Origin of the sequence: Pseudomonas sp. Irchel 3A5, from assembly GCF_900187575.1 — a bacterium.
GTDB classification, from domain to species: Bacteria; Pseudomonadota; Gammaproteobacteria; order Pseudomonadales; family Pseudomonadaceae; genus Aquipseudomonas; species Aquipseudomonas folii.
In genome coordinates this window covers 74900-93473 of the sequence record NZ_FYDU01000015.1, presented here as the reverse complement: position 1 = coordinate 93473, position 18574 = coordinate 74900, and the positions used below count along the sequence as shown (strand labels likewise).

The 18574-nt window shown below is 58.6% G+C and carries 19 protein-coding genes and 1 pseudogene; 14 read left to right on the top strand and 6 right to left on the bottom strand.

The window, feature by feature from the left end; genetic code table 11:
- Positions 1 to 4: 4 nt before the first annotated feature.
- On the top strand, positions 5 to 595 hold the full coding sequence (locus CKW31_RS22905; protein ID WP_095100463.1) for an LON peptidase substrate-binding domain-containing protein: 591 nt from the start codon (positions 5 to 7) through the stop codon (positions 593 to 595).
- A gap of 130 nt (positions 596 to 725) precedes the next feature.
- A pseudogene (locus CKW31_RS30485) lies at positions 726 to 800 on the top strand (ATP-dependent protease); the annotation flags it as partial.
- A gap of 171 nt (positions 801 to 971) precedes the next feature.
- Here the strand turns inward: CKW31_RS30485 and CKW31_RS22900 are convergent.
- Positions 972 to 2288 carry a bifunctional DedA family/phosphatase PAP2 family protein gene (locus CKW31_RS22900; protein WP_095100461.1) on the bottom strand — a complete coding sequence of 439 codons (1317 nt, stop codon included), beginning with the start codon at positions 2286 to 2288 and terminating at the stop codon, positions 972 to 974.
- 2 nt (positions 2289 to 2290) lie between these two features.
- Positions 2291 to 2962 (bottom strand): DNA-3-methyladenine glycosylase, encoded by a 672-nt coding sequence (locus tag CKW31_RS22895; RefSeq protein WP_095100459.1) that lies wholly within the window; start codon positions 2960 to 2962, stop codon positions 2291 to 2293.
- A gap of 337 nt (positions 2963 to 3299) precedes the next feature.
- Between CKW31_RS22895 and CKW31_RS22890 the strand changes: the two genes are divergently transcribed.
- The 12 genes from CKW31_RS22890 (at position 3300) to lipA (ending at position 14702) form a co-directional block, all read left to right on the top strand.
- Positions 3300 to 4571 carry a glutamate-5-semialdehyde dehydrogenase gene (locus tag CKW31_RS22890; RefSeq protein ID WP_095100457.1) on the top strand — a complete coding sequence of 424 codons (1272 nt, stop codon included), beginning with the start codon at positions 3300 to 3302 and terminating at the stop codon, positions 4569 to 4571.
- Positions 4572 to 4635: 64 nt separating this feature from the next.
- Positions 4636 to 5280: a nicotinate-nucleotide adenylyltransferase gene (gene nadD, locus CKW31_RS22885; RefSeq protein ID WP_176469959.1), complete on the top strand. Its 645-nt coding sequence runs from the start codon at positions 4636 to 4638 to the stop codon at positions 5278 to 5280.
- A gap of 16 nt (positions 5281 to 5296) precedes the next feature.
- Complete coding sequence (rsfS, locus tag CKW31_RS22880; protein ID WP_095100455.1) at positions 5297 to 5698, top strand: ribosome silencing factor; 402 nt, start codon at positions 5297 to 5299, stop codon at positions 5696 to 5698.
- Positions 5699 to 5707: 9 nt separating this feature from the next.
- A complete protein-coding gene (gene rlmH / locus CKW31_RS22875; protein ID WP_087267625.1) occupies positions 5708 to 6175 on the top strand; it encodes a 23S rRNA (pseudouridine(1915)-N(3))-methyltransferase RlmH in 468 nt (155 codons plus the stop codon).
- Positions 6176 to 6187: 12 nt separating this feature from the next.
- Positions 6188 to 8089 (top strand): penicillin-binding protein 2, encoded by a 1902-nt coding sequence (gene mrdA / locus CKW31_RS22870; RefSeq protein ID WP_095100453.1) that lies wholly within the window; start codon positions 6188 to 6190, stop codon positions 8087 to 8089.
- A 31-nt stretch (positions 8090 to 8120) separates the two neighbouring features.
- A complete protein-coding gene (gene rodA / locus CKW31_RS22865) occupies positions 8121 to 9224 on the top strand; it encodes a rod shape-determining protein RodA (protein WP_176469958.1) in 1104 nt (367 codons plus the stop codon).
- A 17-nt stretch (positions 9225 to 9241) separates the two neighbouring features.
- Positions 9242 to 10249, top strand: a complete 1008-nt coding sequence (gene mltB / locus CKW31_RS22860; protein ID WP_095100451.1) for a lytic murein transglycosylase B — start codon at positions 9242 to 9244, stop codon at positions 10247 to 10249.
- Positions 10249 to 11256: a septal ring lytic transglycosylase RlpA family protein gene (locus CKW31_RS22855; RefSeq protein ID WP_095100449.1), complete on the top strand. Its 1008-nt coding sequence runs from the start codon at positions 10249 to 10251 to the stop codon at positions 11254 to 11256. Before mltB ends, CKW31_RS22855 begins: the two co-directional genes overlap by 1 nt.
- A 241-nt stretch (positions 11257 to 11497) precedes the next feature.
- On the top strand, positions 11498 to 12658 hold the full coding sequence (locus tag CKW31_RS22850) for a D-alanyl-D-alanine carboxypeptidase family protein (RefSeq protein ID WP_027902320.1): 1161 nt from the start codon (positions 11498 to 11500) through the stop codon (positions 12656 to 12658).
- Positions 12659 to 12745: 87 nt separating this feature from the next.
- On the top strand, positions 12746 to 13021 hold the full coding sequence (locus CKW31_RS22845) for a DUF493 domain-containing protein (protein ID WP_095100447.1): 276 nt from the start codon (positions 12746 to 12748) through the stop codon (positions 13019 to 13021).
- On the top strand, positions 13021 to 13668 hold the full coding sequence (gene lipB, locus CKW31_RS22840) for a lipoyl(octanoyl) transferase LipB (protein ID WP_095100445.1): 648 nt from the start codon (positions 13021 to 13023) through the stop codon (positions 13666 to 13668). Before CKW31_RS22845 ends, lipB begins: the two co-directional genes overlap by 1 nt.
- A 2-nt stretch (positions 13669 to 13670) precedes the next feature.
- Positions 13671 to 14702, top strand: coding sequence for a lipoyl synthase (gene lipA, locus CKW31_RS22835; RefSeq protein ID WP_095100443.1), 1032 nt, complete (start codon positions 13671 to 13673; stop codon positions 14700 to 14702).
- Between the two features lie 181 nt (positions 14703 to 14883).
- On the opposite strand, the gene CKW31_RS22830 is transcribed toward lipA, so the two are convergent.
- The 4 genes from CKW31_RS22830 to lptE all read right to left on the bottom strand — a co-directional run bounded on the left by CKW31_RS22830 (position 14884) and on the right by lptE (position 18524).
- On the bottom strand, positions 14884 to 16203 hold the full coding sequence (locus CKW31_RS22830; protein ID WP_095100441.1) for a lytic murein transglycosylase: 1320 nt from the start codon (positions 16201 to 16203) through the stop codon (positions 14884 to 14886).
- An 84-nt stretch (positions 16204 to 16287) separates the two neighbouring features.
- The gene (gene arfA / locus CKW31_RS22825) at positions 16288 to 16443 is read right to left on the bottom strand and encodes an alternative ribosome rescue factor ArfA (protein WP_087267653.1); all 156 of its coding nucleotides are present in this window, start codon (positions 16441 to 16443) and stop codon (positions 16288 to 16290) included.
- 246 nt (positions 16444 to 16689) lie between these two features.
- Positions 16690 to 17727 (bottom strand): DNA polymerase III subunit delta, encoded by a 1038-nt coding sequence (gene holA / locus CKW31_RS22815; RefSeq protein ID WP_095100437.1) that lies wholly within the window; start codon positions 17725 to 17727, stop codon positions 16690 to 16692.
- A gap of 191 nt (positions 17728 to 17918) precedes the next feature.
- Positions 17919 to 18524, bottom strand: coding sequence for an LPS assembly lipoprotein LptE (gene lptE / locus CKW31_RS22810; protein ID WP_095100435.1), 606 nt, complete (start codon positions 18522 to 18524; stop codon positions 17919 to 17921).
- Positions 18525 to 18574: the final 50 nt, after the last annotated feature.

The window sequence follows — 18574 nt, the reverse complement described above, 5'->3', positions numbered from 1 at the left end:
ATGTATGACATTGCCGCTGTTTCCACTAAACGCTGTGCTGTTTCCGGGCTGCATTCTCGATCTGCAATTGTTCGAGGCGCGTTACCTGGACATGATCGGGCGCTGCATGAAGCAGGGCGAGGGGTTCGGTGTGGTGTGCATCACCCAGGGCAGTGAAGTTGGCGATGCTCCCAGCGGATATTCCCTGGTTGGCTGTGAAGCACTGGTGCGTGATTTCCAGACGCAGGAGAACGGCCTGCTGGGAATTCGCGTCGAAGGCGGACGGCGTTTTCGCGTGTTGAGCACTGAAACCCAGCGCGATCAGTTGCTGATCGCTCAGGTGCAATGGCTGGATGAGCCTCAGGAGCGTCCACTTCAGGAGGAAGACGCTGATCTCGTGGCGCTGCTGGCAGCCCTGGCTGAACACCCGATGGTGGAGGCCCTGAACATGGGGCTCAAGGCCAATGGCCAGTGGTCGTTAGCCAACCAGTTGGCCTACCTGCTGCCGTTTACCGAAGAGGACAAGATCGAGCTGTTGGAAATCGATGACCCTGAAGATCGCCTGGACGCCATTCAGGATCTGCTCGATGAAATGCAGGGCGATATTCAGGCTTGATCCTGCTCCTTGAAACAACGCAGAAGTGGTAGGAGCCAACTTGTTGGCGAGGCGTCATACCTGTGTACGCAGGTCTATCGTCTCGCGAACAAGTTCGCTCCTACCGGGCTTTCTTTCACTCTGGATCAATATCGACGACCCTGAAGATCGCCTGGATGCCATTCAGGATCTGCTCGATGAAATGCAGGGCGATATTCAGGCTTGAAAACACTGAACCTGTAGGTGCTGACGGGCACCGCGAGGTCTTAAATTGGAATGCAATTCCTGTGGGAGCGGTGCTTGCCCGCGATAAGGCTGGACGCGGTTCACTTTAGATCGCATCGACCTTATCGCGGGCAAGCACCGCTCCCACAGGGGATAGCGGTGTGTCAGGGAACTAATACTGATATCGCAGCACTGCATGGGGCATTGAATGCAACGCGTAACCGGTGAACAGCACCGCCATCGAAGGCAATATCAGCCACCAGATTCTAACGGGCAAGGCAGGCAGCGACGATTGACGTTGCACCAGGCTCAGGCTGATCGCGCACAGCGTGAACGCCAGGAGCATTCCGGCCAGGACGTCGGTTGGCCAGTGCACGCCAAGGTAAACCCGCGACATGGCGATCGAGATCGCGGGTAATCCGCCGAGCATCAACCATGTCAGGCGCAGTCGCACCGGCTGGCCGCGACCGGCCAGCACTGCCAGGGTCATGAAGAATGCAAATGCGGCAGAGCTGTGGCCACTCGGCATGCTGTAAGTGGTCAGCGGCTCAAGCAGTACTTCCGGCCGCTGGCGAGCGAATACCCATTTCATTGCGCCGTTAGCGCACGCGGTACCCAACGTCGTGATAGCGGCAAACAGCGCATGCCGCCATTGCCGGGTGACCAGCAAGATCACCAGTAACAAGGCTGCAGCGTAGAACTGGGTACGAAAATCCCCGAGGCCGGTCACGACAATCACGAACTGATCGACCACCGTACTGCGGTGCTCCTGGATCAGCGTCATGATGCCATTATCAAGCTGCGTCAGATGCGGCCAGCCGAAGAATATGGCTGCGAGGAGTACCGCACTGGTTCCTGCGATGATTTCAGTGGCGTACTTTTTGGAGCGCAGACTGGTCTGGATGGCGACGCCGATCAGTATCGCCAATCCACCGCCAACTACGGCTGCCTGAGGCCAGAAACCTTCCGGCAATGGCAAACGCACGGCTGCGCCCGCGGCCCAGCCCGGTAGCAGATACGCAATCGACCAGCCCACCGCAGCGATCACGCTTACGGCGGCGAAGCGTGGGAACGGCATGTCGAACATGCCCGCCACCATGGGCAGCATCGGCCGCAGCGGCCCAATGAATCGCCCGACCAGCAGACTTGCAATGCCGTAACGCTGGAAATAGGTTTCTGCGCTGCCGATCCACTCCGGATGGGTGCGAAGGCCCGGAAGGCGTCGAATGTTTTGATGGTATTTACGACCAATGAAGTAGGAAACCGCATCGCCCAACAGGCCGCCGAGGAAACCCAGCAGCAGGACTTCCCCCAGCGGGAGAATCCCGCTGCCGGCCAGCGCTGCAACGGCAAACAGTACGACTGTCCCCGGCACGATAATCCCGACAATCGCTACGCATTCAACGAACGCGATCAAAAAGATAGCCACGCTCAGCCACGAGGGATTGACCGCCAGCCAGCCGGTGATGCTGTCGAGCCATTGGCCCATGGTTAATTTCCTTGATCGAGATAAAAGTAGTCGCGCCCTTCGACCTGACCGCGTCGCAGCGGGTTCCGTGTGCAGAAGCGAGCGTATTCAGGGTCGACGAAGCGGTACATCAGGTGCTCATCACGGCCCAGAGGTATACCCAGACGCGTGGTCTGGATGATACGGGGTGGCGTTTCGCCCACATCTTCCACGAGTAACAAATTTGCATCGAAACGTTTCGCGTCCCACATCGGCACTTTGAGGCCCAGCGCCTTGCATAGCAGTGTCTGGCCTGCGCACAAGCGTTCGGGCGCACGTAGCGCGCCGCTGGCGTCAGGGTTGTTCAGCTGCATTCGGGCCAGACTGTTGGCATCCGATACGGCATCGACCCATGGGTGGCCTGATTTGATCAGCACCGCGTTGCCCGGCCCTTCGGCGCTGAAGTTAAGCGAATCCCCGCCGCGTGCGTAGTACATATATATGTGCCCGCCATCGAGAAACAGTGCTCTGCGTTTTTCGGTATAGCCGAGGGAGGCGTGGCTGCCTTTTTCGGCGAAATAATAAGCTTCGGTTTCGATAATTCGCGCGGCGAGCCAAAGATCACCCACCTTGTGTCTGATGACTTTACCCAGCAGCGCCTGCGCCAGAACCTGGGCGTCGCGGTTGAAAAAGCTGTCGGGCAAGGCGGTCGGCATGGCGGGGTACACAAAAGGGGCGGGCGCTGATCATATCAATGCGGGGCTTAATTGCAGCTGAATGTGACAATGCAAAACATCTGCTTGCATCTGTAGGAGCTGCCGAAGGCTGCGAAGCATTTACCCTGACACACCGCCATCGCAGCCTTCGGCAGCTCCTACAAGTCATCTGGTTGCTGCGCGACAGCGCTGTGTCAGGAGCACAAGGCGATCTCCTGCAGTTAAAGCCTGCGCTCTATTTCACCCCGTTATCGACCATCCGCCTGTCACCGCTGTCGTTAGCGCCGCCCGACAGCTATAATCGGCCGCTTTCTTCTCTGCCAAGACCTCTGAGACCATGACTGAGTCCGTTCTTGACTACATGACCCGCCTGGGTCGCGCCGCCCGCGAAGCTTCGCGAGTGATCGGTCGTGCCAGCACCGCGCAGAAAAACCGCGCCTTGCTCGCCACCGCCGCCGCTCTGGACGAATCCCGCGACGAGTTGTCCGCTGCCAACGATCTGGACCTGGCCGCAGGTCGCGCCAATGGTCTGGAGCCTGCCATGCTCGAGCGCCTGGCCCTGACCCCCGCACGTATCGACAGCATGATCGTCGGGTTGCGTCAGGTAGCGAACCTGCCCGATCCGGTTGGTGCGATCCGCGACATGAGCTTTCGGCCGTCAGGTATTCAAGTCGGCAAGATGCGTGTGCCGCTCGGTGTTGTGGGAATCATCTATGAGTCGCGTCCGAACGTAACCATCGATGCTGCGAGCCTCTGCCTGAAGTCGGGTAACGCCACGATTTTGCGTGGCGGCTCCGAAGCGATTAACTCCAACCGCGCGATTGCTGCCTGTGTCCAGCGCGGTCTGGCCGAAGCCGAGCTGCCTGCTGCCGTTGTGCAAGTGGTGGAAACCACTGACCGCGCCGCCGTGGGCGCGCTGATCACCATGCCCGAGTACGTGGACGTTATCGTGCCACGTGGCGGTAAAGGTTTGATCGAGCGGGTCAGTCGTGATGCGCGTGTTCCGGTGATCAAGCATCTGGACGGCATCTGCCACGTTTATGTCAGCGCCCATGCTGATCTGTCCAAGGCTCAGCGCATTGCCTTCAACGCCAAGACTTATCGTTATGGGATTTGTGGTGCCATGGAAACGCTGCTGGTCGATCAGACCGTCGCAGCTGAATTTCTGCCTCAAATGGCTGCCCAGTTCCGCGAAAAAGGCGTCGAGCTGCGTGGCTGCGAGCGCACCCGCGATCTGATTGAAGCGATCCCGGCCACCGAGGAAGACTGGAATACCGAGTATCTGGCGGCGATTCTGTCGATTCGTATCGTGACCGGCCTGGATCAGGCCATCGAACACATCAACCACTATGGCTCGCATCACAGCGACGCCATCGTTTCTGATCATCAGGGGCAGGTCCGCCGTTTCATGGCTGAAGTCGACTCCAGTTCGGTGATGGTCAACGCGCCCACCAGCTTTGCGGATGGCTTTGAATACGGATTGGGTGCGGAGATCGGCATTTCTACTGATAAGCTGCACGCCCGCGGCCCGGTCGGCCTGGAAGGTCTGACGTGCGAGAAGTACATCGTGATCGGCGACGGCCAGTTGCGCGGACAGGAGCCAGCCTGACTTGAGCGCACCTGTGCAGCACGCGGCAGTGCCTGCGGATGCTGTAACCGAGGCCGTTGAGGTCTTGCCCAAACGTATCGGTATGCTGGGCGGCACGTTCGACCCGGTTCACATCGGTCACTTGCGCGGAGCCCTTGAGGTTGCCGCGTTGCTTGAACTCGATGAGTTGCGCCTGACGCCCAGCGCCAGGCCACCTCATCGCGACACGCCGAGTGTCAGCGCAAACGACCGTCTGGCGATGGTCGAATGCGCAGTGGCCGGCGTGACGCCCTTGACGGTGGATGACCGTGAACTGAAGCGGGACAAACCGTCGTACACCATCGACACCCTGGAATCGATGCGCGCCGAACTGGCCGCAGAGGACCAGTTGTTCCTGTTGCTGGGCTGGGATGCTTTTTGCGGGCTACCCACCTGGCATCGTTGGGAGGAGTTGTTGGAGCACTGCCATATAGTGGTGCTTCAGCGCCCGGACGCCGACAGCGAGTCGCCGGATGCCATGCGCAATCTGCTGGCGGCCCGCGCGGTCAGCGATCCGAAGGCCCTTAAGGGGCCCGGCGGGCACATTACATTCGTCTGGCAGACGCCTTTATCGGTGTCTGCCACCCAGATCCGCCAACTGCTGGCCAGCGGTAAGTCGGTACGTTTTCTGGTGCCAGACGCCGTACTGGCCTACATCGAGGAGCACGGGCTGTACCGTGCTCCCAATTGAACTGAATGAGTTTTATATGACCAAGCAAAAACTACACACTATTTCCGGCGAAGAGCTGGTTGAACTGACCAAGGCTGCCCTGGAAGACGTCAAAGCCCAGGACATTCAGGTCATCGACGTGAAAGACAAGCACAGCCTGACTGACTACATGGTTATCGCTACCGGTACCTCGAACCGTCAGATCAACGCGATGCTCGACAAGGTTCGCGAGAACGTCAAAGCCAAAGGCGCACAGCCTCTGGGCGAAGAAGGCAAAGGCGAGAGCGATTGGGTTCTTCTGGATCTGGGCGACGTCATCGTGCACATGATGACCGCTTCTGCTCGTGCTTTTTATGACCTGGAACGCCTGTGGATGGGCGCAGAACAGAGTCGCGCTGCAAGCGCTGCGCACCACACTCCGGGTAACGAAAGCGAATAAGGCCTCATTGTGCGTCTGCGTCTGATTGCCGTTGGTTCGCGCATGCCCAAGTGGGTGGAAGAAGGCTGGCATGAATATGCCAAGCGTCTGCCATCCGAACTGGCGCTCGACCTCGTGGAGATTCCGCTCAATACCCGTGGCAAGAATGCCGACGTGGCCCGTCTGATCCGTCAGGAAGGCGAGGCCATGCTGGCAAAAGTGCAACCGGGCGAGCGGATCGTGACCCTGGAAGTGCACGGCAAGCCATGGAGCACCGAGCAACTTGCGGTGGAGCTGGACCGCTGGCGCCTTGATTCACGCACCGTGAACCTTATGGTGGGCGGCCCGGAAGGGCTGGCCCCGGAAGTCTGTGCGCGCAGCGAGCAACGCTGGTCGTTGTCACCCTTGACGTTGCCGCACCCTCTGGTGCGCATCCTCATCGGCGAGCAGATCTATCGCGCCTGGACAGTCCTGTCCGGGCACCCCTATCACAAATAGCATCGCGCCCTCATGTCTCAGCCGATCCGCCTAAAAGACCACGAGAAAGACGCACGCCTTGTGCGGGGTCGCGTCGTGGTCGGGGCTGTGGCCGTCGTGGTGCTGGTGTGCGTGCTGATTGCCCGGCTGTATTTTCTGCAGGTCATCCAGTACGACTATCACTCGACCCTGTCGGAAAACAACCGCGTCCATGTGCAGCCGATTCCGCCAAGCCGCGGCTTGATCTTCGATCGTAATGGCGTGGTGATCGCTGACAACCGGCCCAGCTTCAGTTTGAGCATGACCCGGGAGCGTTCTGGCGACTGGGCGCAGGTGCTGGACACCATCGTCGAGGTGCTGGAGCTGACACCGGACGACCGGCTGATCTTTGAAAAGCGCATGAAGCAGGGGCGGCGGCCGTTTGAACCGGTGCCTATCCTGTTTGAGCTGACTGAAGAGCAGATCGCCCGCGTGGCGGTTAACCAGTTCAGGCTGCCCGGCGTGGAAGTCGTGGCGCAGTTGGTTCGGCACTACCCTCAGGGTCCGCACTTTGCGCACTCGGTGGGCTATATGGGGCGGATCAACGAGAAAGAGCTGAAGAGCCTCGATCCGGTCAACTACAGCGGTACGCACCACATTGGCAAAACCGGTATCGAGCGTTTCTACGAAGAGCAGTTGCACGGGCAGGTAGGCTACGAAGAGGTCGAAACCAACGCCCGTGGTCGTGTATTGCGCGTGCTCAAGCGGACTGATCCGGTGCCCGGCAAGGACATCGTCCTCAGCCTGGACATCAAGCTTCAGGAAGCGGCCGAAGCCGCCCTCGCAGGGCGTCGTGGCGCAGTTGTGGCCATGGACCCGAGGAACGGCGAGGTGCTGGCGATGGTCAGTGCGCCGAGCTTCGACCCCAATCCGTTTGTAACCGGTATCAGTTTCAAGGCTTATGCCGAGTTGCGTGATTCCATCGATCGGCCGCTGTTCAACCGGATTCTGCGCGGCCTGTATCCGCCCGGTTCGACTATCAAACCGGCTGTGGCAATTGCCGGGCTGGACGCGGGTGTGGTGACAGCCTCAAGTCGAGTGTTCGACCCAGGTTATTACCAACTGCCCAATTACGATCATAAATACCGAAACTGGAACCGCACCGGCGATGGCTATGTGGACCTGGATACCGCGATCATGCGTTCCAACGATACCTATTTCTACGATCTGGCCCACAAGCTGGGCATCGATCGGCTCTCCGCGTACATGAACAAGTTTGGTATCGGGCAAAAAGTGTCGCTGGATATGTTTGAAGAGTCTCCCGGCCTGATGCCATCCCGCGACTGGAAGCGTGCGACCCGTCGTCAGGCGTGGTTCCCGGGTGAAACACTGATTCTCGGGATCGGCCAGGGCTACATGCAGGCCACGCCATTGCAACTGGCCCAGGCCACCGCGCTGGTTGCCAACAGAGGCGTGTGGAACCGACCGCATCTGGCCAAAAGCATCGAGGGCGAGAAGCCGGTTGATGAAAATCCGATGCCCAATATCGTGTTGCGTAACCCCTCTGACTGGGACAAGGTCAATCACGGCATGCAGCAGGTTATGCATGGCGCGCGGGGGACAGCGCGCAAGGCCGCACTCGGTGCTCAATACCTGATCGCTGGCAAAAGCGGCACCGCCCAGGTGGTGGCAATCAAGCAGGGCGAGAAGTACGACCGCTCCAAGGTTCAGGAACGTCACCTCGACCACGCGCTGTTTGTAGGCTTTGCCCCGGCCAATGATCCAAAGATTGTGGTTTCGGTCATGGTCGAAAACGGCGAATCCGGCTCAGGTGTTGCGGCCCCTGTGGTCCGTCAGGTCATGGATGCCTGGCTGCTCAAACCTGACGGAACACTCAAACCTGAATATGGCGGCGCTCAAGCCGTGGAGGCCGCGGCCAGTGCCAGTGAAGAGTAATTTCGACCGCATTTTGTCCAGCGAAGACGTGATGCGTCGCCGCGCGACGTTTCTGCAGCGCATTCATATCGACGGTCCTTTGCTGGTGCTTTTGCTGACGCTGGCGGCAGGCAGCCTGTTCGTGCTGTATTCGGCCAGTGGCAAGAACTGGGACCTGCTGATCAAGCAGGCGAGTTCGTTCGGTATCGGCCTGGTGGCAATGGTGATCATCGCCCAGTTAGAGCCGCGTTTCATGGCTCGCTGGGTGCCCGTGTTGTACGTGATTGGCGTGTTATTGCTGGTGGTGGTGGATGTCATGGGCCACAACGCCATGGGGGCCACGCGCTGGATCAATATTCCCGGGGTCATCCGCTTCCAGCCTTCCGAGTTTCTCAAGATCATCATGCCGGCAACCATCGCCTGGTATCTGTCCAAACGGACCCTGCCGCCGCAGCTCAAGCATGTCGGCGTGAGTCTGGCGATGATCGGCGTTCCGTTTGCGTTGATCGTTCGCCAGCCAGACCTGGGCACCTCGCTGCTGATTCTGGCCTCGGGTGCGTTCGTGATGTTCATGGCGGGTCTTCGCTGGCGCTGGATTATTAGCGTGATTGCCGCTGCGGTCCCGGGATCCGTCGCCATGTGGTTTTTCATCATGCACGACTACCAGAAGCAGCGGGTCCTGACCTTTCTCGACCCTGAAAGCGATCCGCTGGGCACTGGCTGGAACATCATTCAGTCAAAAGCAGCCATCGGTTCCGGCGGTGTATTTGGCAAAGGCTGGCTGCTCGGCACCCAGTCGCACCTGGACTTCCTTCCGGAAAGCCACACCGACTTCATCATCGCCGTACTGGGCGAAGAGTTCGGGCTGGTGGGGATTTGTGCACTGTTGCTGATCTACATGCTGCTGATTGGGCGCGGGCTGGTGATTACTGCTCAGGCCCAGACATTGTTCGGCAAGTTGCTCGCTGGCGCGCTGACAATGACATTTTTTGTTTACGTTTTCGTCAACATCGGTATGGTCAGTGGCCTGTTGCCGGTAGTGGGTGTGCCGTTACCCTTCATTAGTTATGGAGGAACTTCGCTCGTGACGCTGCTGTCAGCCTTTGGGGTTTTGATGTCGATCCATACACACCGTAAATGGATCGCACAGGTTTGATTAAGGTGAAGAATTCAATGCAAGTAGTGCGTAGCTGGGCTCGATATGCTCCGGTGGTCGGCCTGGTTGGCATTCTTGGATCTGTTCAAGAAGCATTCGCTGGCGATTACGAAGGTTCGCCGCAAGTCGCCGAATTTGTCGGCCAGATGACTCGCGATTATGGTTTTGCGGGCGAACAACTGATCGAAGTGTTTCGTGAAGTGGAACGCAAACAGGCGATTCTTGACGCGATCTCCCGTCCGGCCGAGCGGGTCAAGCAGTGGAAAGACTACCGCCCGATGTTCATCACTGACGCGCGCATTGCGCGAGGTGTGGACTTCTGGCGTCAGCACGAAGCTGCGCTCACACGCGCGGAACAGGAATATGGCGTTCCGGCTCAGGTCATCGTATCGATTATTGGTGTCGAAACCTTTTTCGGGCGTAATACCGGCAACTATCGAGTGATCGATGCACTGTCTACGCTGGGCTTCGACTACCCGCCGCGTGCCGACTTCTTCCGCAAGGAGCTGCGCGAGTTCTTGCTGCTGGCCCGGGAAGAACAGGTTGATCCGCTGACCCTCAAGGGCTCATATGCTGGTGCGATGGGGCTGCCGCAGTTCATGCCGAGCAGCTTCCGGGCCTACGCCGTGGATTTCGACGGCGACGGGCACATCAATATCTGGACCGATCCGGATGATGCTATTGGCAGCGTGGCCAGTTACTTCAAGCAGCATGGCTGGGTGGCGGGCGAGCCGGTTGTCAGCCTGGCGAGCGTGCGCGGTGAACGTGTCGATGAAGGCCTCACACCGGGCATTGATCCGGTAAAGAACGTTGGGGAGTTGCGAGCCTTGGGGTGGTCGAGTCATGATGCGCTGCGCGACGACTTGCCAGTGACCGCATTCAAGCTGGAAGGCGAAAACGGACCTGAATACTGGATGGGTTTGAAGAATTTTTATGCAATCACTCGCTATAACCGCAGTGTGATGTACGCCATGAGTGTTCATCAGCTGTCTGAATTGTTGGTTCAAGCTCGGGGCGTCAAGTAATGCGGGCATTGCCGATGGTTACATCGTTGAAGTTGATAGCGCTGGCTTCGCTGTCATTGCTGGTGGTCAGTTGTTCGTCTCCAAGTCGTCCTGTCCAGAAGGGCACCGCCGGTATTTCTTCGCCTCCGGGCCTGGACATCAACCGTGCGCATAAAGATGGCGCGCCCTGGTGGGACGTGGATATCTCGCGTATTCCGGATGCTACTCCGAGCCTGCACACCGGCCCGTACAAGGCCAACCCTTATACCGTGCTGGGCAAAACCTATTTCCCTATCCAGGACTCCCGGAATTATGTCGCCTCGGGCACTGCGTCCTGGTACGGCACCAAGTTCCACGGCCAGAACACCGCCAACGGCGAGGTTTATGACCTGTATGGCATGAGCGCGGCACACAAGACGCTGCCGCTGCCCAGCTATGTAAAAGTGACTAATCTGGACAACAACCGCACGGTGATCCTGCGCGTCAACGATCGCGGGCCGTTCTATTCGGATCGCATCATCGACTTGTCCTACGCTGCCGCCAAGAAGCTCGGCTATGCCGAGACCGGTACGGCGCGGGTGAAGGTCGAAGGTATCGATCCACAAGTATGGCTGGCGCAGAATGGGCGTCCTGCGCCGCTGTTGCCGAATCAGCCGCAAGCCATTCCGCAAGCTGCAGCACCAGCGTTGATAGCATCCGCCGGGACTATCGAGCAGTACACGCCGCCGCCGCAACAGCACGCTGCGCCTGCGGTGCCGTTTGACGCAAAAAAAAACGCTTCCGTACCAGTCTCTGGGCTGTATCTCCAGGTGGGCGCGTTCGCCAACCCGGACGCTGCGGAGCTCCTGAGGTCGAAATTGAGCGGAATGGTTCGGGCTCCGGTGTTCGTGAGTTCGATAGCCCGCAATCAACAGACGCTCTATCGAGTTCGAATGGGGCCGATCGAGACTCAGGGTGAAGCCCAGCAAATGCAAAACAGCGTAAGGTCGGCCAATCTGGGCCAGCCTAGCGTCGTGACACTGGATTAAGAGCCGCTTACGTCCCACAGCGCTATTCGGGACGGATTGGTTTTACAGTTGGCTGCCGGACTGATTGCCACCAGAGCAAACCGCGCAGTCAATTGTCCATGAGTCTGTCTGTCAAACAGGCGGTTCATGGGCCAGGATTAGAGCCTGGCACCGCCGGTCGTTGTGAGCGTCACCGCTTCCATCGGCCCGTTAAGCTTTGCCCGCGAGGGCATGTTTGCCCATTAGCAATTTCGAGAGACGGATGAACATCACCACCTTTGCAAAACGCTTGTGCCTGCTTGTACCGCTGATCATCACTCCGGCTGCCTGGGCCGCCGAGCAGATGACGCCTTCCGCTCCGCAACTGGCTGCCAAAGCCTATGTGCTGATGGACGCGAGCAGCGGTAACGTTCTGGTCGAGAACAATGGCGACCAGCGTTTGGCGCCTGCCAGTCTGACCAAACTGATGACCGCCTATATCGCGACCCTGGAAATTCGTCGTGGGCAGATCGGCGAGAACGACCCGGTGACCGTCAGTGAGAACGCCTGGCGTACCGGTGGCTCCCGGATGTTCATCAAAGTCGGCAGCCAGGTGACTGTCAGCGACTTGCTGCACGGGATCATCATTCAGTCGGGCAATGACGCCAGCGTAGCGCTCTCCGAGCACATCGCCGGCAGCGAAGACGCGTTCGCCGACATGATGAACAAGACTGCTGCCGATCTGGGCATGACCAACAGTCACTTCATGAACCCGACAGGCCTGCCGAACCCGGAGCATTACTCCTCGGCTCACGACATGGCGATCCTGGCACGCGCGATCATTCATGAAGACCCGGCTCACTATGCGATCTACTCGCAGAAAGAGTTCTTCTGGAACAACATCAAGCAACCTAACCGCAATCTGCTGCTGTGGCGCGACAAGACCGTTGATGGTCTGAAAACAGGCCACACCGATGAAGCGGGTTATTGCATGGTGTCTTCCGCCGTTCGTGATGGCATGCGTCTGATCGCGGTGGTATTCGGTACTTCGAGCGAGCAGGCCCGTGCTGCTGAAACCCAGAAGCTGCTGACTTACGGCTTCCGTTTCTTCGAAACCCAGAACTTCTACCAGAAGGGCACTGAGCTGGCTCAGGCAACCGTCTGGAAAGGCACCGAGCGTCAAATCAAGGCTGGCCTGGCTGAAGACCTGAGCATGACCATGCCAAAAGGCGAGATGAAGAAGCTGACCGCCAGCATGACCATGAACCCGCAACTGGTTGCGCCAATCGCCAAAGGCGACGTGATCGGCAAGGTTGAAGTGAAAATGGAAGACAAAGTCGTCCATACCGCTAACCTGATTGCCCTCGACGCTGTCGAGGAAGGTGGCATCTTCCGCCGCGTGTGGGATAGCATTCGCCTGTTCTTCTTCGGCTTGTTCAACTGATTACAGTACAACGCTGACCACGACGCGCCCACTCATACCCTGAGTGGGCGCGTTTCCGTCTTCACGGCTTGTGAGACCTTTACTGCCATGACAGATTCCGACGTCAAGTCGCACAAAATCGAATTCCCCTGCGATGACTATCCGATCAAAGTGATCGGCGATACCGGTGTTGGATTCACCGATCTCGTGATTGAAATCCTGGCCAAATACGCCAAGGTTGACATGACGACCCGTGCCGAGCGCCAGAGCAGCAACGGAAAATACACCACGGTCCAGCTGCACATCGTTGCCACAGGGGAAGACCAACTGCGTGACATCAATAGCGCACTGCGCGCTACGGGTCGCGTGCACATGGTGCTCTGATGGCTGCAATGCTGGGCGTTCGAGAGCTGGGGCAGATCGATTACGAACTGGCCTGGCATGCAATGCAGCGCTTTACCGACCAGCGCGGTAAAGACACTCAGGACGAGATCTGGCTGGTGCAGCATGCACCGGTTTTCACTCAGGGACAGTCCGGCAAACCCGAACATTTGCTATTACCGGGTAATATTCCGGTGGTACAGGTCGATCGTGGCGGCCAAGTGACCTATCATGGCCCCGGCCAACTGGTGGTCTACCTGATGCTTGATGTCAGGCGCCTTGGTTTCGGTGTGCGTGATCTGGTGACCCGGATCGAGAATAGCCTGATCGATTTGCTGGCCAGTTACGGTGTAACGGCCGCAGCCAAGGCTGACGCACCGGGTGTTTATGTCGATGGAGCGAAGATCGCGTCCCTGGGACTGCGAATTCGCCACGGTTGCTCATTCCATGGTCTGGCGCTTAACGTCGACATGGACCTTGAGCCCTTTCGACGGATTAATCCCTGTGGATACGCCGGGCTGGCAATGACCCAACTGTGCGATCATGCAGGCCCGATTGAATTTGCCGAGGTAAGTGCCCGGCTGCGTGCGCAGCTCGTCAAGCACCTCGACTATGCTGAGCAGACGACCCTAACGGGCGGAATCGACTGATTATGACTACTGCGACTGATATTGCGGATAACGCCGTACAAACCTTGATCCCAACCGTCGACGTTTCCGAGCGTGCGCCTCGCCCTAAGGTTGAGGCTGGCGTGAAGCTGCGTGGTGCGGAGAAAGTTGCGCGTATCCCGGTGAAGATCATTCCAACCGTCGATCTGCCGAAAAAGCCTGACTGGATCCGCGTCCGTATCCCGGTCTCTCCTGAGGTTGATCGCGTCAAGCAACTGTTGCGCAAGCACAAGCTGCACAGCGTTTGCGAAGAGGCTTCCTGCCCGAACCTGGGTGAGTGCTTCTCCGGCGGCACTGCGACCTTCATGATCATGGGCGACATCTGCACGCGTCGCTGCCCATTCTGCGATGTGGGCCATGGTCGTCCGAAGGCGCTGGACGTCAACGAGCCGACCAACCTGGCCGTTGCCATTGCTGATTTGCGTCTCAAGTACGTGGTGATCACTTCCGTTGACCGCGATGATTTGCGTGACGGCGGTGCCCAGCATTTCGCCGACTGCATCCGTGAGATCCGCAAGCTGTCGCCAAACGTGCAGCTGGAAACGCTGGTTCCGGACTATCGTGGCCGTATGGACGTTGCACTGGAAATCACTGCCGCCGAGCCGCCGGATGTGTTCAACCACAACCTGGAAACCGTGCCACGTCTGTACAAAGCAGCGCGCCCGGGTTCGGACTACCAGTGGTCGTTGACCCTGCTGCAGCGTTTCAAGCAAATGGTCCCGCACGTACCGACCAAATCCGGTTTGATGCTTGGGCTGGGCGAAACCGATGAGGAAGTCATCGAGGTTATGCAGCGCATGCGCGAGCACGACATCGACATGTTGACCCTGGGTCAATACCTGCAACCTTCCCGCAGCCACTTGCCGGTGCAGCGTTTCGTGCACCCGGACACCTTCGCCTGGTTCGCCGAGGAAGGTTACAAGATGGGCTTCAAGAACGTGGCGTCCGGTCCGTTGGTACGTTCTTCGTACCACGCCGACGAGCAGGCCAAGATCGCAGTCAAGGCGATGGTCTGACGCGTTAAGCGTTGATCGTTTGAGCTAAGGACAAAACGGGCCGGATATCACTATCCGGCCCGTTTTTTTGTTGGGACGTGGGACCGGCTTTAGCCGGGAAGAGGGCGTTACATTCACGACATTTGTATCGTTGGAAATGCAGCCTTCCCGGCTAAAGCCGGTTCCACGACTCTCCTTTGTCTCAAGGCTTGCGCAGGTTTTGCAGCAATTCCTGTGTCGGATACCCATCCGCTGGCCAGCCCAACGCCTGTTGGGCGCTGCGAATGGCTTTGCGTGTATTGGCGCCGATGATGCCGTCCGGGTTGCCTGCATCGTAACCGCTGGCCGAGAGCAGGCTTTGCAGCTCCATGCGCTCAGAACGGCTCAGAGGGACGTCTGCGCGGGGCCAGCTTCCTTCAACAATGCCACCCCCCTGGAATCTTCCCGACAACAGCCCGATGGCCAGCGCATAAGACGAAGAGTTGTTGTACCGCAGGATCGCGCGGAAATTATCCATCACCAGAAACGCCGGGCCTTTGTAACCGGCCGGTAGCAACAGTGCGGCTTGTTGCTGTAGAGCGGTGGCTGGCAGGGCGCTGCCGTTAGGCAACGTCAGGCCCAGTCGCTGCCATTCAGCCAGGCTCTTGCGGGTCGAGGCATCAGCCAGTGCATAGTCGAAGCCATTGGCGAGTTTGACTTCATAGCCCCAAGGCTGGCCCGTCTGCCAGCCGGAGCTTTGCAGGTAGTGCGCGGTGGACGCGAGGGCGTCCGGAGCGCTGTTCCAGATGTCCCGGCGACCGTCGCCATCGAAATCCACGGCGTGGGTGTTGTATGTGGTCGGGATGAACTGCGTCTGGCCCATGGCTCCGCCCCAGGAACCGATCATCTGCTCAGGCGCTATATCACCCTGTTGCAGAATCTGCAGTGCGGCCAGCAATTGATCTTGAGCGAAGCTGCGACGGCGACCCTCATAAGCCAGCGTCGCCAGTGAGCGAATCACCGATTGAGAGCCCTGGAACTGCCCGAAATTACTCTCCATGCCCCACACTGCAACCAAAGCATTACGATCTACGCCGTAACGCTGCTCGATGGTTTGCAGCACGCCAGCATATTGGTTGAGCAACGCTTGCCCCTTTCGCACCCGAGCGTCAGAGATCGCACCGTCCAGATATTCCCACACCGGGCGGGTAAATTCTGGCTGGCTGCGGTCGGCTTTCACCACTTTCATGTCCGGTGTCACGCCTGCGAAGGCACGGTCGAAAATGTCTGGTCTGATACCTGCCTTGAGCGCTTGCGCACGGAAGGCAGTCTGCCAGTCGGCGAAACTCATGGTCGGCAGGATATCGAGATTGTCATCCACAGCAATGGCTGGAGCCGGTGAGGCCAGCGGCGTTGTGATAACGCGTGGAAGAGGCGTGGCGTCGGCTGCTGTCGGTTTTTCCGCGCAGGCAACTAACAGGATAAGGCTGGAGGCAGCGATCATTTGGCGCATTTGCCAACGTCGGAAAAAACAAGAGGGCATGCTTGGGTCCAAGGTATTACCGGTAGATGCAGACCTTACCATGCCTGCAGGCCCGAAAGGACCTCGAGGAACTGTCGCGATGTTTCAGGCAGCCAGAAAGTAAGAAGCCTCCCAGCTTTTAGACTGGAAGGCTTCGCGGCGGTAGCTGCCTTTGCCTTTGCCGGGTTGTTCCTGGCGGCTGCGGAACAATGGCTGGGCAATTATGGATTTGGCTTTGTTGGGCCGTTTAGGCTTTTTCATGGTGATGTTCTCTCGGCTGTTAAGTAAGCGGCGCGAATGATCGACCCAAGACAGGGCAGTGTCTAATTGATCTGCGCTATCGCTGGCAAATCTTTGGAGGGGAATCTGTTTGCCAGCAAATCCAGTCCCAGTGGGAGCAGGGCTTGCCCGCGATACAAACACCTCGGTGCAACAGACCTATCGCGTCATCGTTCATCGCGGGCAAGCCCGGCTCCCACAGGAAACGCGTTTCACCTGTGGGCGAATTTACTCCGCTGGCAGCGCCAAACGCTGTCCGGCCATCAACAGCGACAAGCGGCTCAGGCTGCTCCACGGCGAGCCAACCGCCTGGCCTTTGATCTGCGCATCAATGCGTTGCGCATCCATCAGCAGTTCGGCCCAGCGCTTGGCGGAATAGCGTTGCAGTGCCTTGCTCATCAGTGGTTTGCGCTTGTCCCAGATGGGCGGTCGGGCTGAGCTGAACGCTTTGTCCAATGGCATGCCCTGACTGAATTGCAGTGCAAGGTTGGCCAGCACTCGGAGCTCGCGGGACAGGGCCCAAAGGATAACTGGCGGCTCAACGCCTTCGCCGCGCAGGCCTTCAAGCATCCGCAGCGCGTGCGAAGCTTCACCGTTGAGGATGGCGTCGGTCAGCCCGAAGACATCGAAACGTGCGCTGTCAGCGACGGCTGCCTGCACGGTCTCGACCGTGATCTGGCCTTCTTCGGCCATCAGCTTGAGCTTTTCGATTTCCTGAGCTGCGGCCAGCAGATTGCCTTCCACTCGGGCTGCGATCAATTCGACTGCATCTTGAGTGGCTGCCAACCCGGATTGAGACAGGCGCTGGCGAATCCATTGCGGTAATTGCCCGGCATCTACCGGCCAGATTTGCACGAACTGGGTCTGCGCCCCTTCGACCAGTGCTTTACCCCATTTGGTTTTCTGCGCGCTGCCATCGAGTTTCGGCAAGCTGATCAATAGCAGCGTGTCGTCGGCTGGACGAGCGCAGTACTCCATCAAGGCGGCAGCGCCTTTATCTCCAGGTTTCCCGGAGGGCAGGCGCAGCTCAAGCAGTCGGCGCTCGGCGAACAGCGACATGCTCGCGCCAGCCTGCAGCAATGTGCCCCAGTCGAAACTGGAGTCGGCGCTGAAGACCTGACGTTCGTCAAAACCTTGCTGCCGGGCGGCGGCGCGAATCGCATCGGCAGCTTCCTGACACAGCAGCGGGTCATCGCCGCTCACCACGTAGACGGGCGAGAGCGTGCCTTGCAGGTGTTTGCCGAGTTGGGCGGGGGCGAGTTTCATATGAAATTCCTCGGTGTCCCTGATACCGCGCTTTCAAGCAGCAAACACGGTCCCTGTAGGAGCCAACTTGTTGGCGAGGCGGTAGTTCTGATTACGCAGGCCCGGCGTCTCGCCAACAAGTTGGCTCCTACTGGGGAATGCATTTCAAACGGATATGTGCCGGGGCCAGCTAGACGCTGGCCCCGAACATTTTAACGAGACGGGATTTCGATCGGCGACTGTTGCGGCGTTTCATCGCGAATACGTTGAGCTGCTTCCAGTGCGTCCGCTTCTGCCTTGGCAACGGCGTCGGCCTTGGCCTGCAGTTCATCCAGTTGCGCTGGCGTCAGTTGTTGCAACTGGGCCATCAGGCTCTGGATCACGTCACTACGCATCTCGTCACGAACTTGCGCAGACTGCATATCAGAACCGATCAGGTTGTTGCCGTCATGCACGTAGACCTTTTCGATCTGTACCTTGCGTTGCAGCAACTCTCGGTTCTGGGTGCCGTTGATTTGATAGTTAAGTGTTGTGTTCAACGTGTACTCAGCTGAACGGCCCGAACCCGAGGAGCTTGCGGAACGTTGGGTTTCCTGTTCGTTGAGAATCACCAGCTTGTAGGGTGCGCCGGTGTAGATTTTCACACCACTGCCTTCCAGAACCTGGCGCAGTTGCACCACTGTTTTGCCGTAGGCATCACGTGCGCTGACGTCCAGTTCCTTGATGGACAACTGGTTTGCGCCGGTGCCACGCAGCTGGAAACCGCAGGCGCTCAACAGTACGGCGAGGCCCATAACCAGCAGATTGCGTTTGATCATCTTGATGCTCCCCTTGAATCCGTTTGGGCCGACTGTGCGAGCCCAGGAAA